Consider the following 19954-nt stretch of genomic DNA (forward strand, 5'->3'; position numbering starts at 1 on the left):
CGCCGGGCCTTGTGGATCACAATCCGCAGATGGCGACGCCCTCGTACAGCGGTCCCCCGTACAGCGGTTCCCCGTACAGCAGCTGGATGCGGTACTTCTCCCCCACCGCCAACCACCGCAGACTCGGCCTGGTCTGCCTCGGGGTGGGGGTGCAGCAGGGCGAACTGCCGGTCGTGGGACCGCGCTTCCTCGACCACCACGTCGCCGTGGTGGTCACCCGCGGCCGGGGCTGGTTCAGCCACGGCGGCCGGCCGCCCCAGCCGGTGACCGCGCCCGCGCTGCTGTGGCTGGTCCCGGGGGTGGAGCACCACTACGGGCCCGATCCGCGGACCGGCTGGGACGAGTGCTTCGTCGACTTCACGGGCAGCAGCGTGGAGGCGTACACCGACCTCGGCTACGTCACCCCGGACCGGCCGCTCGTGCCGCTGAGCGGGACGGCCGGGGTGCAGCACGTGGTCGACGGGATCGTACGGGCCGCCCGGCGCGGCGGCCCGCTGCTGGAGGTCGAGGCCGCGGCCGCCGTGCACGGGCTGCTGGTGGCGCTGCGCTACGCCCGGGCCGAGGTGTCCCGGCACGGGGACGCCGTGATGGACACCCTGGCGCGGGACGCCCTGCTGCCGATATCGGTGGCCGAGCACGCCGCCCGGCTCGGGATGCCGCTGCCCCAGCTGCGCTGGGCGGTGCGGCGCAGTACCGGGGAGGGGGTCAAGGAGTACCTCCTCGGGATCAGGCTGAGCCGGGCGAAGGAACTGCTCGCCCGCACCGACCTGCCGGTCGCCGGGGTCGCCCGGCGGGTCGGTTACGAGGATCCGGCCTACTTCAGCCGGCTGTTCAGCCGCCGGGTGGGCATGGCACCCGTGCGGTTCCGGGCACAGCAGTCGGCGGGCAGGACACCTCCTACGGCACGTAGCCGACGGTGAGTTCCGCGACCGAGGTCCAGGGGTTGTCCGCCACCTCCCTCGTGGCCTTGAGCTTCACGTAGCGCGCGGTGCGCGGCGTGAGGGCGACGTCCTGCTGCGACGTCGTGTCGGCGAAGGCCCCGGAAGCCGCCGCCGTCCCCCAGGTGACGCCGTCGGTGGAGGTGAACACCTGGTAGTCGGCGATCCGTCCGTTGCTCTGCGTCTGCCGGGGCAGGTAGTGGAGGGCGGAGACGTTGTAGGAGGCGCCGAGGTCGAGGGTGATCTCGTGCGGCATGGGCGCGGTGGCGGCGTACCACTGGGTGTGCCAGATGGTGGAGCCGTCGCCGTCCAGGACGTTGGCGGCGCCGCCGTTCTCGCCGGTGGTCTCCTGGCTGTCGACCGCCTTCACGCTCATCTGGCTCTGCGGTACGAGGAGTTCACCGCCGCCGACCGGGCCGAGGTCGTCGACGGTCAGGTCGTCGAGGATCAGGTCGGCCTCGTTGTGGGAGTTCTCGGGGGTGACCTTGCGTACGCCGACCCAGGCGTCGGCCCCGGCGGTGAAGGTCTTGGTGAAGGTGGTGGGGGTACGGGCCTGGTTCAGTGCGGTGGCGGTCTCGGTGGCCCCGGATCCGGTGATGAACTGGTAGTCGCCGCTGAATCCGGTCTCGTAGCGGAAGGTCACCTTGTAGGAGCGGCCCTGGACCAGCCGCAGGGTCTGCGGCAGGGTGCGGTAGACCAGTCCGGTCCGCTCCTCGTGCGACTTGAGGGAGTTCTGGCCGCCGATCACGTCGTCCACCAGCTTCCCGCTCCACCCGGCCTGGGTGTAGGGGGCGTTGCGCTGGGCGATGTGGGTGCGGGGGTCGGTGGCCGAGCCGCCCGCGCCGCCGAAGGCGAAGGGGCCCCAGCCCGCGTCGACGTTCTCGAAGTCCTCGGCGAACCAGTGCCCGGCGAGCGGGGTGCGGGCGGAGCGGACCACGCGGACGTCGTCCAGGTAGACGGTGCCCGGTCCGGCCGCGGCGGACAGTTTGAGGGTGGCGGTGGACTGTCCGGACGGCACGTCGAAGAGCACCTTCATGCGCTGCATCTTGGTGCCGTTCTTCTCGCTGCCGCCGAGGTTGTTCGTCAGCGGTGAGGAGTCGGCGTACACCGAGGCGGCGCCGCCGCCGGCGGGGGTCGCGGTGAGGGTGGTGGCCCGGCCGGCCGGGGTGGAGACCCAGACGGAGGCGGCGTAGGTGCCGGGGGCGAGGCCGGTCAGCTGCTGGGAGACGGCGGGGGTGGTGCCGGGGGCGAAGGTGAGCTCGCTCTGGCCCTGGGCGTTGCGGGTGACGGCGGCGCCGGTCCCGGTGACGGTCCAGGCGTTCAGATTGCCCGAGTGGAACGACGGGTCCTTGACCGGGGTGCCCTCCCCCCACTTGGGGTCGGCCGGGGCGGGGACCGCGCCGTTGGTGACCACGTAGGCGGTGCGGGCGGCGGCGTTGATGGTGACCTGGCCGCCCGTTCCCACGGTGAGGTCGCCGACCGACTGGCGGCCGGTGTCGGTCAGTTTGTAGAGCTTGGGGGCGCTCCAGCCGGCGGGCAGGGTCCAGGTGGTGGAGCCCGCCTTGTCGTTCCAGTGGTAGAGCTTTCCGTCGCGGGGCAGCAGGTAGGCGTCCCCGGACAGGACGGTGCGGCCGGCCGTGGTGATCTGGCGCTTGTTGCCCGCGGTGGTGACGGTGGTGCCGTTCGCGAGGGTGACCGCGTCGGCGGTCCACTTCACGATCGGGGATTCCTGGAGGTACTTCGTCGGCAGATTGACGGCGAAGGTGGTGTTCAGGAAGGCGGTGAAGTCCTTCTTGCCCTGCCAGCCCTCGTACGCGGTGACCTCGGCGCCGCCGAGCAGCGGACTGCGGGCGATCCAGTCGTCCTTGGCGTGGTTGGCGATGAACCGGGCGATGGTGGAGTTGATGCCCTTCAGGTCGCTGCCGCCGTAGTCGACGTCGGTGGCCCAGTGGTGCCAGAGGGACTGTTCGGTGAGGGTGTTGGGGAACTCGGTGGTCAGCTGGAGTCCCATCCCGGTGATCTCGCGCTGGAGCTTGCGCGAGACGTAGCCGTCGCCGTACCAGACGTCCACGTACAGGAAGTCCAGGCCCGGGGCGGCGGCCTTGAGGTCCTGGAGCCGCTTCAGCCGCTGCCCGGACTGGCCGTCCTTGCGCGTGTCCACGTAGTAGGACTGGTCCAGCCAGTCCCAGCCGAGTCCGCCGCTCTGGTGGGCCGGGTCGAAGGTGGCCGAGACCGGGTACTCCTCGGTGGCGTTGACGTGCACGCCGAAGTCGGCGTTGTAGGCGTGGCCTGCGGTGGTGAGGGTGTTCAGGTCGACGGCGCCGCCGAGCTTGGAGCCGATGTTCTTGTAGTCCATGTGCGCGGAGTCGTGGCCCTCGGAGGCGTAGCCCTTGAGGAGGACGAACTGGCCGAGGCCGTCGGTGGCGAGGTTGACCCGCTTGGTCTCGTCGAGGGTCTGCGCGAACGGGTGGGTGGCCTGCGAGGCGAAGTTGAAGGGGATCCGCTGCACGACGCGGTCGGCGGTGTCCTGCCAGCCGGTGGGCGGGGTCCAGATGTCGCGGTAGGCGACGGCAGCGTCCTGCCAGTCGACGGTGGAGTCCGCGTTGCGGTCGGCCGTGACGGCGATCCGGACGTACGGCAGGGGCTCGGTGTCGGTGTCCGCGGCGCCGGCGGCCCGGTGGAGCCAGGCGCCGCTCCACAGGCCCGCGCGGCGGTAGGAGCCCTTGTCGGTGACCCGCTTGGCTATCCGGCCGTTCTCCCGTGCGGTGCCGCCCGAGGGCGTGTCGTACAGGGAGTTGGAGTCGATGGCGGCGGCCAGTCTGCCGGTGTTGGCCAGGCCGTACATCACGGTGGTCGCGGCGGGGTCGACGGGAGTGGTCGCGGTGACGGGGGTGAAGGTGTCCCCGGTGCCGGTGGTCGCGGTGTGCATGGTCGCGGTGGACAGGGCGGCGCCCTGCTGATCGCTGCGGACGCTGACGAGGTTGTGGTCGGGGATCGCGAAGCTGCGTACGCGCAGCGCGGCGGTGTCCTCGATCGCGGTGACCTTGAACTCCACGACCGAACCGGCCACCGAGAGGCGGGATCTGACGGTCACTCCGGAGAAGGCGAGTGCGTAGTCCACGCCCGAGGCGGAGGGGGTCGAGGTCACCGTGGGGGTGTAGCTCGTCCCGTTCACGTGCACGGTGCTCAGCACGTCTTCGTTGCCGTGCAGGACGTCACCGGTGGCCCGGCGGGTGTAGCTGATGACGCGGGGGAAGCTGCTGTCCACGCTGACGGACAGTTCGGGCGAGGTGATCGTCACGGGTGCGGCCGCCGCGGCGGGTACGGCGGGTGCGGCCACGACCAGGGTGGCGACCAGGCCGGCCACCGCGGCTGCGGCCGGCCAGAGGGGGGTTCGCATCGGACCTCCGGGAGTCGGCGCTTCCTTGGCGGAAGACCGCTCGGCACGAAGGCCCGAGCGGTCCGCTCACTGACCTGACAGCTTGCGGACCGGGGCCGGGCAGGCCCATGGACAAAGCGGAGCGCCGTCCTGGACTTACGTACTCAGGTGGAGGCCGGGACCAGGATGACGGCGGTGCCGTAGGCGCACACCTCGGTCCCGATGTCGGCGGCTTCGGTCACGTCGAAGCGCATCATCAGGACGGCGTTCCCGCCCCGCGCCTTCGCCTGCTCGATGAGCCGCTCCATGGCCTGGTTGCGGGTCTGCACCAGGGTCTTGGTCAGACCCTTCAGCTCTCCGCCGATCATCGACTTCAGGCCCGCGCCGATCTGGCTGCCCAGGTGGCGGGAGCGCACGGTGAGCCCGAAGACCTCCCCGATGACCCGCTCCACCCGGTAGCCGGGCACGTCGTTGGTCGTCACGACGAGAACGCCCGTCTGTTCGGCCCCGGGGCCGCCGCCGTAGTCTTCGATACCCATGGCACCCACTCTTGCCCGGCCCGCCGCCGCCCGCATCCGGAGGCGGCCGTGATCAGGGCATTCGGGCGGCGAGGCCGAACTCGTGGGCCACGACCACGGCCTGGGCGCGGCTGGACAGCCCCAGCTTGCTCATGCAGCGGTGCACGTGCGTCTTGACGGTGGCGGCGCTCAGGACGAGGCGCTCGGCGATCTCGGCGTTGGGCAGGCCGGCGCCGACGAGGCCGAGCACCTCGCGCTCGCGCGGGGTCAGTGCGTCCAGCCCCGGGTGCGGGGGGCGGGCGACCGGGGCGGCGTACGTGTCGATCAGTCCGCGCAGGGCCCGGGGGCTGAACAGCATCTCGCCCGCGTGCACGGTGGCGATGGCGGCGAGCAGCCGGTCGGGCGGGGTGTCCTTGACGAGGAACCCGCTCGCGCCGACCCGCAGGGCACGGAAGACGTACTCGTCGGAGTCGAAGGTGGTGAGCACGAGCACCTTCGGCCCGCCGTCCGGACCGTCCGGGCTGTCCGGGCTGTCCGGGCCGTCCCCGCGTGCGGCCAGGATCCGCTCGGTGGCGGCGATCCCGTCCGTGCCGGGCATCCGGATGTCCATGAGGACGACGTCGGGCCGGGTCTCGGCGGCGAGCCGGACCGCCTCCTCGCCGTCGGCCGCCTCGCCCACGACCTCGTAGCCGGGCGCGGCGGTGAGCAGCGCCGTCAGTCCGGACCGGATCAGGAACTGGTCATCGACGACGAGTACGGACGGCATCCGCGTCATCCCCTCCCGGTCGGGGCACGGGAATCCGCAGGCTGACCGCGAAGCCTCCCCCGGGGGCGGGCCCAGCGGTCACCGTGCCGTGGTAGATCGTCGCCCGCTCGTGCATGCCGATCAACCCCTGACCGGCCGTTCTTCCCGGACCGGCCGGTATTGGGGCCGGTACGCGCCCCCGGCCGTCGTCGTCGACGCCCACGCGGACCTCGTCCGCACCGTAGTGGACCCGGACGGTGGTGTCCGCCCCCGGGGCATGCTTGATCACGTTCGTCAGTGCCTCCTGGACCACTCGGTACGCGCACAGGTCGATCCCGGGCGGCAGGTCGTACGCCGTCCCCGTGATCCGTACGCGGACGGGCACCCCGGCCTCGCCGACCCGTTTGACCAGCTCGTCGAGCCGCCCGAGCCCCGCCACCCGGCCGTCGTGCTCCTCCGGAGCGGGCCGCGGTCCTTCCTCGCGGAGCACGAGCAGCATCCGTCGCATCTCGGCCAGCGCCTCGCGGGCACTGTCCCCCACGGTGTCCAGGGCCTTGCGGGCGGTCGGGAGGTCTGAGGAGAGCACGTAGGAGGCGAGCCCGTTCTGGACGGAGATCACCGAGACGTGGTGCGCGATCACGTCGTGCAGCTCGCGGGCGATCCTGATGCGTTCCTCCACGACGGCCCGGCGGGCCTTCTTCTCCTGCTCCAGCCGGAGTTGGCGGGTGAGCTCGCGCAGCCGGCGGGAGCCGTCCCCGGCGACCCAGCAGACGACGGTGGCGACGGTGACGAAGGCCATGCTCATCGGTACGACGCCCGGCTCGGCGAGCCGGGTGCCCCACAGGAGCACGGCGAGCGCCCCGGCCGCGGCCTTGGCCGAAACCCTGCGGGGGCACAGGGAGGCCACGGTGTAGAGGGCGGTGGCCAGCCCGCACGCGGCGACCACGTGGTAGTAGCCGAGGGTGAAGTAGACGCCGGCCCAGAGCCCGGTGTTCACCAGGATCGCCACGGGGTGGCGGCGGCGCAGCACGAGCGGCAGGTAGATCACGGCGAGCAGGGCGTAGGCGAGCGCGTCGGTGTCGCGCCAGTAGTCGTGGGGGTCGGGCCAGTTGTGGAGCAGCGTGGACGACATCCACATCGAACCGGCGGCCCATACGATCTCGCCGACGGCCGGAAGTACGGCGCGGATCCGGACCACTGCCGGATGTGCGGACAACTGCACGTCAACCCCCTCGTGTACACCCCTGGTTGTACAGGGTCGCCACCCGAGGGGGTAGGCCGGTTTCAACCCGTGGATGGGCGCGGCCCGTGAGCGGCCGCCCGTAGATTCTCCAGGGCCGGTTCACCGGCCGGCACGGCCTCTCCCCCCGGGGCCCTCGTCGCGCGGCCGTGCCCGTTCGGGGGCGGGCACGGCCCCGCTCGCGCGCCGGCGTCGCTCCGGGTCGGGCGAGCCAGGCGGTGGAGACCGGCAACGGGCCCGGGCGTGGAGGCTGACGCCCCGTCCGACAGGGGTGCATATTGGGCATATCGGGCTACAGTGCGGTGAGCCACCCACGTGAACGGCGCTGCCGTCGCCATAGTCGTCCCTGGCGACCGCCAGGTCGCCGCCCCGCGCCGCGCGCCGCGGCCGGGCGGATGTCTTCGTAGAGGAGCCGGCTCATGCTGAAGCCCACCAGGACCATCCTCGCTCTCGCCGCCGGAAGCCTGGTGCTCGGCCTGGTCGGGGCCGGGGCCGCGGTCGCGGACGAGGAGCCGATGGCCGGCGCCGCGTCGCAGCAGATGGCGGCCCAGGCCCGGTACGCGTACGGCAAGGTCGTCTCGAAGGGCAAGCTGAAGGTCCGCAGCAAGCCGAGCACCCACTCGCGGGCCGTCGGCTACGTGTACCCGGACCGCAAGGTCGAGATCAAGTGCAAGAAGTACGGTGAGTCGGTCGACGGCAACCCCATCTGGTACCGCCTGGCCGACGAGAACGGCTCCGAGGAGAACGGTTCCGAGGAGAACGGCAACAACGAGAACGGCACCTGGCCGGGCAGCGGTAACCCGAACGCCGGCACGGGCGGCAGCGGTGGGAGCGACGACAAGGCCTACGACGGCAAGCGCTGGGTCTCGGCCCGCTACGTCAAGAACCTCACGACGGTGCGCTACTGCCACTGACCCCCGGCGGGCCGGTCAGCGGTCCGGGCGTACGGCGCGCGGCCCCACGCAACGCGCCCCGTACGCCCGGACCCGCTCGCGCAGTTCGCGGTCGGCCGTGACCACCACGCAGCCGCGGTCCGCATGGGCCGCGGCCAGCTCCACGATCCGGTCGTCACCGCTCCCGGGCGCCGGGTCCACCCGTACGCCGGGAACGGATTCGACGCCCCGGGCGGCACCTTCGACGACGAGGATGATCTCCTCGTCCCCGCCCCGTGCCGCCAGCCGGTCGCGCAGCCGCTCGGCCGCGCCCCGCCGGTCCCGCCACCAGCCGTCCGGTACCGAGCCGACGACGTTGGCGCCGTCCACGATCAGCACGGTCCCCGTCGAAGCGGCCAAGACACCCCTTAGAAGTCGCCGTAGTTGACCTGCCAGGTGGGCAGGCCCATCCGGCGCCAGACCGCGACCACCCGGTCCCGGTCGTCGAGCGAGACCCGTACCGCGTACCGGTGCCGTACGTGCGCGTCGAAGAGCTCCGCCTTCACCACGTCGTCGCGGCGCGTGTCTCCGGCCGCGCGCATCCACAGCTCGTCGTACGGGACCCTGTGCCGCGCCAGCCAGGACTCGGTCTGCGGGCGGTGCTCCTCGCTCCGCCCCGACAGCAGCACAATCACGTCGCCGTCCGCCCGCCGGAAGGCGTCCAGGGCGTGGCGGACCGGCTCGTTGAGCCGGTCGAGCTCGCAGCGCGAGAAGTCGTACGGGCCCCGGTCGCCGATCAGCGCGAGCGTCCCGTCGATGTCGCACATCACCGCGGCGGGCAGGGCCGGGTCGGCCACGTACTCCCGCACCGGCGGCACGGCAGTCTCGCCAGAGGTGCCGTTCAGCCACTCCGCCGTCAGCCGCCAGCCGCCCTTGCGGGCCTTCTGGTGCTTGTCGGCCAGGATCCGGATGATCTCCTCGCCGACCTGGTCCTCCCGGGCGGCATCCCGGCGCAGGCACTCCTCCAGCGGGACGTCGGTGAAGTCGTGCACGACGAACGTGGCGAGTCCGCCGACCGCCGCCTTGAGGCGCTTCGGGATGTGCTTGGTCAGGTGGGTGTTGTCGACGACCACGTCGAAACCGCCGTCGACGGCCGCGCGGACCGCCGCGTCCTGGACGGCCAGCACGGTCTGCTCGTGCGCGTAGGACCGGCCCCGCTCGGGGTCCGGCAGGTCAAGCATGCGCCGCAGGTCGTCCAGGTTGACGCGGCGCATCCGGCCGCCGGAGCGCGCCTGGAGGGCGCGGGCCGCGGTCGTCTTGCCGGAGGCCGGCAGACCCGTCATGACGTGCACGACGGGCAGCGCGGGCTCCTGCGGGGCGCGGTCCTCCGGACGGGCCGCGGCCGGGGCCGGACCGGGAACGCGCGGCGCGGCCTGGGGCGCGGCCTTGGGTACGGGTGCTCGCACCGCTTCGGGCGCGGCTTCGGACACTGCCTGGTCCTCCTCGTCGGTGGTGTAGGGGTCGCCGGTCTCGGGCCGCACGTGGCGCCAGGTGGTGAGCTCGGTCGGGCGGCCGTCGAGCCGCATGAACATCGCGGGGCGGATCTCCCGGTCCTCCAGTTCCCTGACCGCGCGGGCGAAGGCGCCCCGGTCGCCGGCCAGGTGCACGAGTCCGGCGTAGGCCTCGTCGATGGCCTGCTCGTGGCGCGCGGCCTCGCCCTCCAGGCGGTCGATCACCTCGCGCACCCAGGTGTCGAACTCGTCGGGCACTTGCTCCAGCAGCGCGTCGAGCGGCTTGCCGCCCGACGCCTCGATGTCGGCGACCGTGCAGTTCAGACCCTGGGCGAGCTGCTTGGCGGGCAGGCCGGCGAACCGCTGGATGCCGTGGCCGCGCCAGATGTCCCGCTCGTTGACACCGGTGAGCACCTTGTGGAGCCGTACGTACTCGGACAGCTTGGCCTTGGCGCGCACGCCCGAGGCGAAGCGCAGCACGAAGCCCTCCGCGTCGGTGCCGTTCGCCGCGGCGCCGCCGGGCAGGGTGTTGGACTCGGTCAGCGCGATCAGCTCGTCGAGGGGCATGGCGGGCCAGACGGTGACGACGGAGCCGATCCCCTGCCAGTGGGGCGCGGCCTCGGCGAGCGGGACCTCGGTGCCGTCCGCTCCGAACGCGGCGAGGAGGACGAGGTCGCGGCGGTTGCCGTAGTCGACGACGATGCGGTTCTGGGGGTACAGGATCTCGGCGAGGTAGGTGGTGCCGGGGCGCAGCGCCGCGGTGTCCCTGGTGTCGAGGAGGCGCTGGGCCCAGGTGGCCTGGGCGCTGATGAAGGAACCCTTGGAGGCGACCCGCCAGCGGTCCGCGTAGTGGAAGACCACGGCGAGGCTGCCGTCGACCTTGTCGTACACCTCGAACGGCTCGTCCGGCAGGGCGGGCGCGTAGGGCTGACCCGACTCGTGCTCGCCGACGTTGAAGAACTTCGGCAGCGGCAGGGCGACGATCGCGCCGGTGGTGTCGTCGGCGACGAGTCCGCGGCAGCGCGTGGTGACCTGGTTCCAGACGCGCTCGTACTGGGCCGTCCGCGTGTACGTGTAGATGGACAGCGGCAGTTCGGGGTGCGACTTGCGGGTCACGTACCCGGCGTCGATCGAGTCCGCCAGTGCCTGTGCGGGCAGCAGGTCATGGAGAGTCAGGCGGTCCTGGCTCATGGGTTCCTCCCGGTTTGAGATGGCTGATTCTCGCCTGCGGGAGGGTCTGCCCGGTAGTCAATTATGCCTGGTCGCGGCACCGCCCAGCCGGTTGATGTCTTTCGGGCGCAGGGTGCGGCCGGCGACCTCGGTGCCGGGTGAGGCGACGGCGATCATGGCGCGGCCCATCGCCTCGGAGGGGATGACGAGGTCCGGCGCGATCCGGCGTACCAGCGGGATCAGGGGTGTGGTGACCGCGTAGAGGATGCGGTTGAGCCGGGCCTTGGAGGGCACGCCGCGCACCGGCTGGACGATGCCCGGGCGGAACATGTAGGCCTGGAAGGGCAGTTCGAGCAGGTCGTTCTCGGTCTGCCCCTTGACCCGGGCCCACATGGACCGGCCCTGCCCGGTGCTGTCCGTGCCCACGCCGGACACGTAGACGAAGGTCAGGCGGGGGTTGGCGGCGGCGAGGGTGCGGGCCACCGCGAGGGTGAGGTCGTGGGTGATGCGCCGGTACTCCTCCTCCTTCATCCCGACGGAGGAGACGCCGAGGCAGAAGAAGCAGGCGTCATAGGCGGCCAGGTCGAGGTCGGGGGCGGAGAGGTCGGACGGGTCTTCCTGGACGCGTTCGCGCAGTTTGGGGTGGGTGACGCCGAGGGGGGTGCGGCCGATGGCGAGGACGCTGGTGACGGTGTCGTCGCGCAGGCATTCGCGCAGCACGCCCCGGCCGATCATTCCGGTCGCGCCGAAGAGGATGACCTTCACGCGAAGTCCGCTTCGTGGGTGATGCAGAGCTCGTTGCCTTGCGGGTCGGCGAGGGTGGTCCATGCCGAGGGGCCCACCCGGCCGTCGTGGAGGAAGGTCGCGCCCTTGGCGAGCAGCCGCTCGACCACGCTCTTCGGGTCGTCGGAGCCGATGCGGACGTCCAGGTGGACGCGGTTCTTGACGGTCTTGGGCTCGGGGACGAGCTGGAAGAGGATCCGGGGGGCGCGCTCCAGGCCCTCGGGGTGGCGGATCGCGGCACCCAGCTTCCACACGAGGGTGCCGCGGTGGGTGGTGGTGTCGTCCTCGCTCGCGTGGCCCGCGGCGATCAGGCCGCGGATGAATGCCTCGTCGCTCGGCTCCACTTCCCAGCCGAGGGCGTCGGCCCACCAGTCCGCGAGCGGGTGCGGGTCGGCGGAGTCGATGGTCACCTGGAACGTGTAGGCCATGCCGGGACCCTACTGAGCGGACACCGCGGCCGCCACAGGAGCCGGCGGGCGGGGCAGGGGGTACGGGGGGTCATGGCCGGGAGGTCAGGTGGGCGGTGAGGAACGTGACGAAGGTCAGCAGCCAGGCGGCGACGGCGATCCAGAGCAGGACTTCGCCCAGCGGGCGCAGCCACGGCAGTCCGGTCGGGTCCGCCGCGGAGAGGCAGGCGGTGGCCGTCATGCCGAGCGGGAAGACGGTGGCCCAGCGCCGGATGTCGTAGTGCGGCCGGGGGTGGCGCAGTTCGGCGCCGAGGAGGACGGCGTACCAGACGAGGGACAGGGTGAGCACGATCAGCGTGGCGGTCCGCAGGGCCGTGTGCGCCGCACCGGTCCATACGGGTGACGCCGTGAGCTTGGCGCCGGCCAGGGCGCAGATGGACAGCGCGCCGCCCGCCACCCAGTGGTCGCCCGCGCCGCCGATGACCTCGCGGAGGTCGAAGCGGACCAGGGCCGCCACGTAGAGCAGCAGCCCGAGGCAGAAGGCGGCCAGTGCCGCCCAGGCCAGCCAGTCGGGGTAGCCGGCGGCGGCGAGGGTGGCCGCGAGCACGGCGAGCCCCTCGGTGGCGACGCAGACGAGGAACGCCGCCCCCGGCATGCGCCGCCGCCAGTGCCGTACGACGCCGAGCAACAGCCCGGGCCAGAGCACTGCGGCCAGCGCCAGCAGCGCGGCGGCCACGCTCTGCCAGCCGAGTTGCGAGAGCCGGGTTCCGAGCACGGTGGTGGCGGCGACGGCGGTGAGCGCGGCCGGGGTGTCGGCCTCGGCCCGGAACCTCCCGCGGTCCCCCAGCAGCCGGGCCGTGAAGTCGGCGGCGAGAACCAGCCACAGCGCCCCGGAGAGGGCCAGCGCGATCAGCGAGAGCACCTCGTACCCGGTCAGGTGCAGGCCGACGGAGAGGATGCCGGCGGCCATGACGGCGGCTCCCGCCGCCGGCGGGAGGCCGGTCCACCAGGCGCGACCAGAAGGAGGGCTCGAAGGAGGGCTCACGCCTCCAGCGGACCCCAGCGCTCCGCTGCCCGCCAGCGGACGGGGGCTCCGCCGGGCCGCCTCCGCGCGCCGCCGGTGTCGTCCCCGGGGGGCGGGGTAGCGTCGCCACCGCTCGTCCGGTGGCCGGAACTCGATCTTGCCAGAGTGGTTAGGCCTACCTAACCTTTGGCTCGCCCGAGTGCGCGTCCCCCATTCCCGCGCACCACACCGGCCACCACTTCGGGACCCGTCCCCACCGAAGGAGCCCCCACATGACCCCCCTTCTCGACAGAAACCAGCCGTACGCCGTCGCCCTGTTCCGGATCGTCACGGGACTGCTGTTCGCCTCGCACGGCGCCGCCTCCCTCTTCGGCGTCCTCGGCGGCGCCCACGGCGGCGGCACGGTCCCCGTCGGCGCCTGGCCCGGCTGGTACGCCGCCGTCATCCAGCTGGTCGCCGGCGTCCTGGTCCTCCTCGGCCTCGGCACCAGGGCCGCAGCCCTCGTCGCCTCCGGCTCGATGGCGTACGCGTACTTCAGCGTCCACCAGTCCCAGGCCCTGTGGCCGTTGCAGAACGGCGGCGAGCCCTCCGCGATGTTCTGCTGGGCCTTCCTGCTGCTGGTGTTCACCGGCCCGGGCGCGCTCGCGCTGGACGGGCTGTTCGCCTCCCGGACCTCAGGAGGCCGCAGCCGGGGCGAGCGCAGCCCGGAGGCCGTGGCCGCCTGAGGAATCGTTTCCCGGCCGATACTCAGCGCGGTGCCGTGACCAGGCCCATCTCGTAGGCCGTGATCACGAGATGGACCCGGTCCCGGGCTCCGAGTTTGCTGAACAGGCGCGCCACGTGCGACTTGGCCGTGGCCGCCGAGATGAACAGCTCCTCGGCGATCTCCGCGTTCGACCGGCCCCGCCCCACCAGGGTGAGCACCTCGCGTTCGCGCTCGGTGATGCCCTCGACCGGCCGCGGGCCCCCTGCCGCCGGCGCGGGACGGGGGCCCCGGACGATGTCCGCGATCAGGCGGCGCGTCACCCCCGGCGCGATGAGGGCGTCTCCGGCGGCGACCACCCGGATCGCCGCGAGGATGTCCTCCAGGGCCATGTCCTTGACGGCGAATCCGCTCGCACCGGCGCGCAGCGCCCCGTAGACGTGGTCGTCCTCGTCGAAGGTGGTGAGGACCAGGACGCGGACCGCCTCGCTGTCCGCGGTGATCAGCCGGGTGGCCTCGATCCCGTCCATGCCGGGCATCCGGATGTCCATCACCACGACGTCCGGGCCCAGTTCGCCGGCGAGGCGGACCGCCTCGGCGCCCGTCCCGGCCTCGCCGACGACTTCCAGGTCGGTGGTGTCGGCGATGAGCACGCGCAGGCCGGACCGGACCAGCGGCTGGTCGTCCACGAGCAGGACGCGGACAGCCCCTGCCACGGGTGCGCCGGTCATCGGAGCTCCTCCGCCGCGGCCGCGGTGACGGGCAGCGGGAGGGCCGCCTCGACCCGGAAGCCGCCGCCGGGGCGCGGCCCGGCGCTGAACCGGCCCTGCAGCAGGCCGACCCGCTCGCGCATCCCGGTGATGCCGAATCCGGACCGCTCGAATCCGGCCCGCCCGGCGCCGCCCGGGGTGCCGCGTCCCTCGTCGACGACCTCCAGGGTCAGCTCCTCGGCCCCGTGGCCGATGGTCACCCGGCAGTGCCCTGTGCCGGCGTGACGGACCACGTTGGTCAGCGCCTCCTGCACGATCCGGTACGCCGACAGGTCGATGTCCGGGGGCAGTTGACGCTCCGCACCCTCCCGGCGTATCTCGACGCGCACTCCGGCGTCGGCCGTGGTCCGCACCAGTGCGTCGAGGTCCGCGAGGCCGGGGGCCGGGCCGAGCGGCGCCTGCCCGTCGCCCGCGTCGGGCTGGGCCTGGCGCAGGGCGACCAGGGTGCGGCGCAGGCCCGACAGGGTCTCGCGACTGGTGGCCTCGATGGCCCGCAGGGCGGCGCGGGCCTCGGCCGGCTGGGTCTCGATGACCCGGCTGCCCACCCCCGCCTGGATGGCGATCACGCCGATGCTGTGGGCGACCATGTCGTGCAACTCACGGGCGATGCGCAGCCGTTCGGCGGTCACGGCCTCGGACACCTCCTTGCTGCGCAGGTCGACCGTGTGCTCCCGGCGTTCGCGGATGACGAGGCCGGTCAGGTAGACGGCGCCCAGCGACAGGAAGGCGATCAGGCTCGTGCTCATCAGGTCATAGGGCCCGCTCGTCAGCAGCGCGATGGCCGGGCATTCCACGACCAGCACCAGGACGACGGCGATGATCCCGGCGCGGCGCGGGCGGGTGGCGACGATGACGCCGACGACGAGGTCCGACGCCAGGAAACCCAGGAGCCGGCCCGGGGTGTGGTCCCTGGCCGCCCCCGCGACGAGCGCGCCCGCGAGGAGGGTCAGTACCAGTGCCACCATGGGCCGGCGGCGCAGCAGTCCGGCGAGCGGGGTCAGCGCGAGCAGCAGCACCGCCCCCAGGAGCGGGCCGGCGGCGTCGGGCACCCCGCCGATGAGCAGGCCCACGACGAGGAGGTGGAGCGCAGCCCCGCCCCAAGTCCTGAGGCCCGCCCCGCGTTTCGGCATGGGGATGGTCGCGGCGTTCGTTGAATCGTCCATGCCGTGACCGTAACCAGCGGACCCGGGCCCGTGCATCGGCCCCCGGATGTACACCCCCGGGACGGTGCGCCCGTGGCATTGCCACCGCCCGTCCGATGCGCGCCGGCGGCCCGTCCCGGCAGGCTGGGCGCGTGATCGAGGTCAGGGAACTCACCAAAGTGCACGGCGCCACGGCCGCCGTCGACCGGCTGTCCTTCACGGCCGGGCCCGGCACCGTCACGGCGCTCCTCGGACCGGCCGGGGCGGGCAAGACCAGCGCGCTGCGGCTGATCCTCGGGCTGGACTCCCCCACGGCGGGCACCGCTGCCGTGGGCGGCGTCCCGCTGCGGGGCCGCCCGCGCAGCCCGCACCAGGTCGGGACCCTGCCGGAGCAGGCCGCCCTGCCCGGCCGGAGCACGGCCGCCGCGCTGCTGAAGGCATTGGCCCGCCGCCACGGAACCGGGTCGGGGCGGGTCGCCGAGGTGCTGGCGGAGACGGGCCTGGCGCGGGAGCCGCGGCGGCGCGTGGGAACGTACTCCCCGGCCATGCGGCAGCGGCTGCGCATCGCCGCCGCCCTGCTCGGGGATCCCCCGGTGCTGCTCCTCGACGAACCCCTGGCCGGTCTGGACGCCGAGGGCCTGCGGTGGGCGCGCCGGCTGCTCCGGGCATGGGCCGCCGAGGGCCGGACGGTCGTGATCACCGGTGAGCGGGCGGCCGAGATCGCGGGGACCGCCGACCGGCTGGTCGTCCTCGGCCGGGGCCGGCTGGTCACCACCCTGTCCGCGGCGGAGTTCGCCGCCCGGCACGCCACGAGCCGGGTCGTGGTGCGTACGCCGAGCGGCGCCGAGCTGGCCGCCGTGCTGACCGGCGAGGGCGCGACGGTCGTACGGTCGGGCCCGGCAGGCCGCGAGCAGCTCGCCGTGACCGGTACGACGGCGGAACGCGTCGGCGCGCTCGCCATCGAGCACCGGATCGTGATCCTCGAACTGGACACCCGGCCGCCCTCGCCGGAGGAAGCCCTGCAGGAGCTCACCGGCGGCCTATAGCGTGGGCTCATGGACGAGTTCGACGGAGTGGAGATCATCGCCTTCCCGGACGCCGAGGCGTTCGAGGGCTGGCTGGCCGAACACCACACCCGCCACGAGGGCGTGTGGATCAAAGTGGCGAAGAAGAAGTCCGGCATCCCGTCGGTGAGCGATGACGAGCTCGTCGACACCGGTCTGTGCTACGGCTGGATCTCCGGGCAGCGCCGGGCCCTCGACGCGACGCACTACCTGCAGAGGTACGTGCCGCGCCGGCCCCGGAGCCTGTGGTCGCAGGTGAACGTGGACAAGGTCGCGATGCTGACCGCCACGGGGCGGATGCGCGAACCGGGACTGGCCGAGGTGCGCAGGGCGCAGTCCGACGGACGGTGGGCGGGGGCCTACGAGTCGCAGAAGACGGCGGCGGTCCCGCCCGACCTCGCGGCGGCGCTCGAGGCGAACCCGGCGGCCCGCGACGCGTTCGAGGCCCTCGACAGGACCGGCCGCTACCTGGTGGCGCTGCCGCTGCTCCAGGCACTCAGCCCGGGGACGAGGCAGGTCCGGCTCGACCGCGCGGTGCACATGCTGGCGACGGGCGAGCGGGCGTAGGAGTCCGTACGAGGGCGTGGGAGCGCGTAGGAGCGCGTGGAAGGCATCGGGCCCGGCTCCCCGAAAGGGGATCCGGGCCCGATGACCAGGAGCGGGACGCGGGTCAGGAACCGGCGTTCTTCGCTGCCTTCTCGGCCTTCTCTGCCTGCATCTCCTTGATCCGGACCGCTTCCTTGCGGACCTCGGCCTGGGTGGCGCGCTCGCGCTCGAGCCAGTCGGGAGCTTCCTGCTTCAGTGCCTCGATCTGCTCGGTGGTGAGCGCCTCGGTGACCCCGCCGCGGGCGAGACCGGCGATGGAGACACCGAGCTTCGCCGCGACCACGGGGCGGGGGTGCGGACCGTTGCGCCGCAGTTCCACCAGCCACGCGGGCGGGTCGGACTGGAGGGCGTTCAGCTCGGTGCGCGAGACGACACCCTCCTGGAACTCAGCGGGGGTGGCCTCGAGGTACACACCCAGCTTCTTTGCCGCGGTCGCGGGCTTCATCGTCTGGGTGCTCTGGTGCGACGTCATGGTGTCAAGAGTATCGAGCGTGTGCGCTACCTCCGACCACGACCGGTAACCTGGCGGGGTGACAGGCTCGGAAGTACCCCATTCGTTCCGGCTCGCTTACGTCCCCGGGGTGACACCCACCAAGTGGATCCGGATCTGGAATGAGCGACTGCCCGACGTCCCGCTGACCCTGGTCGCGGTGTCCCCCACCGAGGCGTTCGGCGTGCTGCGCGACGGCGATGCCGACGCCGGTTTCGTACGGCTCCCCGTGGACCGGGACGACCTCAGCGCGATCCCGCTCTACACCGAGACCACGGTCGTCGTGATCCCCAAGGACCACCTGGTGGCGGCGGTCGAGGAGGTCTCCACGACGGATCTGGCCGAGGAGATCGTGCTGCATCCCCTCGACGACACCCTCGGCTGGGAGCAACTGCCGGGTCGGCCCGCGATCGAGCGTCCCGCGACGACCGCGGACGCCATCGAGCTGGTGGCGGCGGGGGTGGGCGTACTCGTCGTCCCGCAGTCGCTCGCGCGCCTGCACCACCGCAAGGACCTCACCTACCGGCCCGTCACGGACGCCCCCGAGTCGCGCGTGGCGCTGTCGTGGCCGCAGGAGGAGACCACCGACCTGGTGGAGCAGTTCATCGGGATCGTCCGCGGGCGGACCGTGAACAGCACCCGGGGCCGCCCGGCCGCCGCCCCGCAGCCGAAGGCCACCGCCAAGGCGAAGGCAAAGGCGAAGGCAAAGCGTCCGGACACGGGCGGCGGCGGCACGCCGCGCAAGCCCGCATCCGGAAAGCCGGCCGCCCGCAACCCCAAGGGCGGCAAGGGCGGCAAGCCCCGCCGCCGCTCGTAACCGGACCGGCCCGCTCAGGGAGCACCCGGGCGGCGGCGCGATCCACGGAGCGCGGCGCGAGAAGGGAAGCCCGCGACGGCCGGGTCTGGCGGACGCCGATCCCTTCGCGGTGTATGCAGGGAGGATGGATCTCCGGCCGCCGCTCGCGTCCCACCCACGGTCCCGGCAGGTGCGCCACGCACAGCTGGCGGTTCCGTTCGCGCTGATCGCCCTGGTCACGGTGGTCGACGTGCTCGCCCCGCCCGATGTCCACCTCGGACCGTTCCTGGTGGCCGCACCGGCTCTGACCGCCTCGTTCGCCGGGCCGTGGATGACGGGGTTCGTCGGCCTGGTGGCCGTGCTGGCCCAGACGGTGGTGGCGATGGTGCGCACCACCCTCACCGATCTGAACCACACCTTCCAGATCGGCGCGCTCATCATGATCTCGGTGTTCGTGACCCTCTTCGCCCACCTGCGGGAGGTGCGCGAGCGGGAAATGGTCCAGCTGCGGTCCGTGGCCGAGACCGCACAGCAGGTGGTGCTGCGGCCGCTGCGCGACCGGATCGGTCCGCTGGGCGTGGCCTCCCTGTACCTGGCCGCCGCGGCCGAGGCCCGGATCGGCGGGGACCTGTACGCCGCTGCCCGCACGGCCACGGGGACCCGGCTGATCATCGGCGATGTCCGCGGCAAGGGGCTGGAGGCGGTCGGGGACGCCGCGCTCGTCCTCGGCGCCTTCCGTGCCGCCGCCCACCAGGAGGCCGGCCTGCCGGGGCTGGTGGCCTATCTGGAGGCGGCGGTCTCCCCGGACCTGGACGACTCCGGGGACCAGGGCGAAAGCTTCATCACCGCGGCCGTCCTGGAGATCCCCGACGACGAGCCGGTCCTGCACCTCGTCAGTTGCGGTCACCCGCCGCCGCTGCTGCTCTCGCGCGACGGCCGGGCCGTCGCCCTCGACGTGGACCATCCCTCGCCGCCGCTGGGTCTGGCCGGTCTGGTGGAATCCGCCGTGACCGTGCAGACCTTCGCCTTCACGGCGGGGGACGTCCTGCTCCTTTACACGGACGGGGTCTTGGAGGCACGCGACGCGGCGGGGACGTTCTACCCCCTCGCGGAACGCGCGGCCGCCTGGTCGGGCACCCACCCGCGCGCCCTCCTGGACCGGCTGTGCGCGGACCTGCTGTCCCACGCGGCCGGCAGCACCCTCGGCGACGACGCCGCGATGGTGGCGATCGAGAGGCTCCCGCAATAGGAGCATGCCCGCCCTGTCGCGTTTGCCAGAATCTGATCATGCTGAGCATCGGAACGATCGTGATGGGCGCCGCGGACGTACGCAGGGCGGCGGAATTCTGGGGCCGGGCGCTCGGGTACGTCCCGCGCGACGGCGAAGTGGCCGACGGCTGGACCGTCCTGGTCCCCGCCGACGGCACCGGCCCGGGCCTGGCCCTCGGCCGCAGCGTCTCACCCGTACAGGAGCACCCGCGGGTCCACCTCGACCTGTACGCCGCGGACGCGGCGGAGCAGGAGGCGGAGGTGTCGCGCCTGGTGTCCCTGGGAGCCCGGCACGTCGACTGGGACTCCTACCCCGAGGACCCCGATTTCGTGGTCCTGGCCGACCCGGAGGGCAACCGCTTCTGCGTCATCGACACCAGCCACGGCTGAGACTTAACACCTGCCCATCGCTTCCTTAAGCGGAACCTAAGAGTCTTCAGTGCCGCCCCCAAACGAACGAATGTCCGTTTCGGGGCGGCTAGCGTGCTGCCGCACCCAACTCCCCAGTAACACAGAGGCAGGCACGC

General features: G+C 72.8%; 20 protein-coding genes. 8 read left to right on the forward strand and 12 right to left on the reverse strand.

Annotated features, from left to right (window positions below):
* Positions 1-29: 29 nt before the first annotated feature.
* Positions 30-920, forward strand: coding sequence for an AraC family transcriptional regulator (locus OHA89_RS04935; protein WP_257552945.1), 891 nt, complete (start codon positions 30-32; stop codon positions 918-920).
* On the opposite strand, the gene OHA89_RS04940 is transcribed toward OHA89_RS04935, so the two are convergent.
* The 4 genes from OHA89_RS04940 to OHA89_RS04955 form a co-directional block, all read right to left on the reverse strand.
* Positions 898-4338 (reverse strand): endo-alpha-N-acetylgalactosaminidase family protein, encoded by a 3441-nt coding sequence (locus OHA89_RS04940; protein WP_406365391.1) that lies wholly within the window; start codon positions 4336-4338, stop codon positions 898-900. The two genes, OHA89_RS04935 and OHA89_RS04940, sit on opposite strands and share 23 nt — an antisense overlap.
* Positions 4339-4481: 143 nt before the next feature.
* On the reverse strand, positions 4482-4856 hold the full coding sequence (locus tag OHA89_RS04945) for a YbjQ family protein (RefSeq protein ID WP_215149110.1): 375 nt from the start codon (positions 4854-4856) through the stop codon (positions 4482-4484).
* 52 nt (positions 4857-4908) lie between these two features.
* Positions 4909-5601, reverse strand: coding sequence for a response regulator (locus tag OHA89_RS04950; protein ID WP_406365393.1), 693 nt, complete (start codon positions 5599-5601; stop codon positions 4909-4911).
* Entirely contained in the window at positions 5576-6802 is a 1227-nt protein-coding gene (locus OHA89_RS04955; RefSeq protein ID WP_266613100.1) for a sensor histidine kinase, read from the reverse strand. Before OHA89_RS04955 ends, OHA89_RS04950 begins: the two co-directional genes overlap by 26 nt.
* A 437-nt stretch (positions 6803-7239) precedes the next feature.
* On the opposite strand from OHA89_RS04955, the gene OHA89_RS04960 reads away from it, so the two are divergent.
* Positions 7240-7734, forward strand: coding sequence for an SH3 domain-containing protein (locus OHA89_RS04960; RefSeq protein ID WP_266613102.1), 495 nt, complete (start codon positions 7240-7242; stop codon positions 7732-7734).
* Between the two features lie 15 nt (positions 7735-7749).
* Here the strand turns inward: OHA89_RS04960 and OHA89_RS04965 are convergent, their stop codons facing one another.
* The 5 genes from OHA89_RS04965 to OHA89_RS04985 form a co-directional block, all read right to left on the reverse strand.
* Positions 7750-8112, reverse strand: coding sequence for an NTP pyrophosphohydrolase (locus tag OHA89_RS04965; protein ID WP_257552949.1), 363 nt, complete (start codon positions 8110-8112; stop codon positions 7750-7752).
* An 8-nt stretch (positions 8113-8120) separates the two neighbouring features.
* Positions 8121-10394: an AAA family ATPase gene (locus OHA89_RS04970; protein WP_406365396.1), complete on the reverse strand. Its 2274-nt coding sequence runs from the start codon at positions 10392-10394 to the stop codon at positions 8121-8123.
* A gap of 57 nt (positions 10395-10451) precedes the next feature.
* A complete protein-coding gene (locus OHA89_RS04975; RefSeq protein ID WP_406365397.1) occupies positions 10452-11138 on the reverse strand; it encodes an epimerase in 687 nt (228 codons plus the stop codon).
* Positions 11135-11584 (reverse strand): VOC family protein, encoded by a 450-nt coding sequence (locus tag OHA89_RS04980; RefSeq protein ID WP_266613107.1) that lies wholly within the window; start codon positions 11582-11584, stop codon positions 11135-11137. The genes OHA89_RS04975 and OHA89_RS04980 overlap by 4 nt, the downstream gene beginning before the upstream one ends.
* Positions 11585-11654: 70 nt before the next feature.
* On the reverse strand, positions 11655-12533 hold the full coding sequence (locus OHA89_RS04985) for a tellurite resistance/C4-dicarboxylate transporter family protein (RefSeq protein WP_406365398.1): 879 nt from the start codon (positions 12531-12533) through the stop codon (positions 11655-11657).
* A gap of 326 nt (positions 12534-12859) precedes the next feature.
* On the opposite strand from OHA89_RS04985, the gene OHA89_RS04990 reads away from it, so the two are divergent.
* A complete protein-coding gene (locus tag OHA89_RS04990; protein ID WP_215149117.1) occupies positions 12860-13312 on the forward strand; it encodes a DoxX family protein in 453 nt (150 codons plus the stop codon).
* Positions 13313-13334: 22 nt separating this feature from the next.
* Here the strand turns inward: OHA89_RS04990 and OHA89_RS04995 are convergent, their stop codons facing one another.
* Both OHA89_RS04995 and OHA89_RS05000 read right to left on the reverse strand, forming a co-directional pair.
* Entirely contained in the window at positions 13335-14021 is a 687-nt protein-coding gene (locus OHA89_RS04995; protein ID WP_406365399.1) for a response regulator, read from the reverse strand.
* The gene (locus OHA89_RS05000; RefSeq protein WP_406365401.1) at positions 14018-15223 is read right to left on the reverse strand and encodes a sensor histidine kinase; all 1206 of its coding nucleotides are present in this window, start codon (positions 15221-15223) and stop codon (positions 14018-14020) included. Before OHA89_RS05000 ends, OHA89_RS04995 begins: the two co-directional genes overlap by 4 nt.
* A gap of 131 nt (positions 15224-15354) precedes the next feature.
* Here OHA89_RS05000 and OHA89_RS05005 point away from each other — a divergent pair, with 131 nt between their 5' ends.
* Together OHA89_RS05005 and OHA89_RS05010 are read left to right on the forward strand one after the other, a co-directional pair.
* Positions 15355-16248, forward strand: a complete 894-nt coding sequence (locus OHA89_RS05005; RefSeq protein WP_266613114.1) for an ABC transporter ATP-binding protein — start codon at positions 15355-15357, stop codon at positions 16246-16248.
* A gap of 9 nt (positions 16249-16257) precedes the next feature.
* Positions 16258-16833: a YdeI family protein gene (locus OHA89_RS05010; protein ID WP_406365403.1), complete on the forward strand. Its 576-nt coding sequence runs from the start codon at positions 16258-16260 to the stop codon at positions 16831-16833.
* A gap of 103 nt (positions 16834-16936) precedes the next feature.
* Here OHA89_RS05010 and OHA89_RS05015 read toward each other — a convergent pair whose 3' ends face one another.
* Positions 16937-17344 carry a DUF5997 family protein gene (locus tag OHA89_RS05015; RefSeq protein ID WP_215149122.1) on the reverse strand — a complete coding sequence of 136 codons (408 nt, stop codon included), beginning with the start codon at positions 17342-17344 and terminating at the stop codon, positions 16937-16939.
* 58 nt (positions 17345-17402) lie between these two features.
* Here OHA89_RS05015 and OHA89_RS05020 point away from each other — a divergent pair, with 58 nt between their 5' ends.
* The 3 genes from OHA89_RS05020 to OHA89_RS05030 all read left to right on the forward strand — a co-directional run bounded on the left by OHA89_RS05020 (position 17403) and on the right by OHA89_RS05030 (position 19817).
* Positions 17403-18179 (forward strand): LysR substrate-binding domain-containing protein, encoded by a 777-nt coding sequence (locus OHA89_RS05020; RefSeq protein ID WP_266613118.1) that lies wholly within the window; start codon positions 17403-17405, stop codon positions 18177-18179.
* Between the two features lie 124 nt (positions 18180-18303).
* A complete protein-coding gene (locus OHA89_RS05025) occupies positions 18304-19407 on the forward strand; it encodes a PP2C family protein-serine/threonine phosphatase (protein WP_266613120.1) in 1104 nt (367 codons plus the stop codon).
* Positions 19408-19445: 38 nt separating this feature from the next.
* Positions 19446-19817 (forward strand): VOC family protein, encoded by a 372-nt coding sequence (locus tag OHA89_RS05030; protein WP_257552959.1) that lies wholly within the window; start codon positions 19446-19448, stop codon positions 19815-19817.
* The last annotated feature ends 137 nt before the right edge of the window (positions 19818-19954 follow it).

Source organism: Streptomyces sp. NBC_01546 (assembly GCF_045208355.1).
GTDB lineage: Bacteria > Actinomycetota > Actinomycetes > Streptomycetales > Streptomycetaceae > Streptomyces.

What these genes read in the sequence shown, in the direction of transcription:
- OHA89_RS05015 (WP_215149122.1), bottom strand. Translation starts at nt 17,344, where the DNA reads ATGACGTCGCACCAGAGCACCCAGACGATGAAGCCCGCGACCGCGGCA.
- OHA89_RS04945 (WP_215149110.1), bottom strand. Translation starts at nt 4,856, where the DNA reads ATGGGTATCGAAGACTACGGCGGCGGCCCCGGGGCCGAACAGACGGGC.
- OHA89_RS04960 (WP_266613102.1), top strand. Translation starts at nt 7,240, where the DNA reads ATGCTGAAGCCCACCAGGACCATCCTCGCTCTCGCCGCCGGAAGCCTG.
- OHA89_RS05025 (WP_266613120.1), top strand. Translation starts at nt 18,304, where the DNA reads ATGGATCTCCGGCCGCCGCTCGCGTCCCACCCACGGTCCCGGCAGGTG.
- OHA89_RS04980 (WP_266613107.1), bottom strand. Translation starts at nt 11,584, where the DNA reads ATGGCCTACACGTTCCAGGTGACCATCGACTCCGCCGACCCGCACCCG.
- OHA89_RS04935 (WP_257552945.1), top strand. Translation starts at nt 30, where the DNA reads ATGGCGACGCCCTCGTACAGCGGTCCCCCGTACAGCGGTTCCCCGTAC.
- OHA89_RS05000 (WP_406365401.1), bottom strand. Translation starts at nt 15,223, where the DNA reads ATGGACGATTCAACGAACGCCGCGACCATCCCCATGCCGAAACGCGGG.
- OHA89_RS05030 (WP_257552959.1), top strand. Translation starts at nt 19,446, where the DNA reads ATGCTGAGCATCGGAACGATCGTGATGGGCGCCGCGGACGTACGCAGG.
- OHA89_RS04985 (WP_406365398.1), bottom strand. Translation starts at nt 12,533, where the DNA reads ATGGCCGCCGGCATCCTCTCCGTCGGCCTGCACCTGACCGGGTACGAG.
- OHA89_RS04990 (WP_215149117.1), top strand. Translation starts at nt 12,860, where the DNA reads ATGACCCCCCTTCTCGACAGAAACCAGCCGTACGCCGTCGCCCTGTTC.
- OHA89_RS04940 (WP_406365391.1), bottom strand. Translation starts at nt 4,338, where the DNA reads ATGCGAACCCCCCTCTGGCCGGCCGCAGCCGCGGTGGCCGGCCTGGTC.
- OHA89_RS04970 (WP_406365396.1), bottom strand. Translation starts at nt 10,394, where the DNA reads ATGAGCCAGGACCGCCTGACTCTCCATGACCTGCTGCCCGCACAGGCA.
- OHA89_RS04995 (WP_406365399.1), bottom strand. Translation starts at nt 14,021, where the DNA reads ATGACCGGCGCACCCGTGGCAGGGGCTGTCCGCGTCCTGCTCGTGGAC.
- OHA89_RS05010 (WP_406365403.1), top strand. Translation starts at nt 16,258, where the DNA reads ATGGACGAGTTCGACGGAGTGGAGATCATCGCCTTCCCGGACGCCGAG.
- OHA89_RS04950 (WP_406365393.1), bottom strand. Translation starts at nt 5,601, where the DNA reads ATGCCGTCCGTACTCGTCGTCGATGACCAGTTCCTGATCCGGTCCGGA.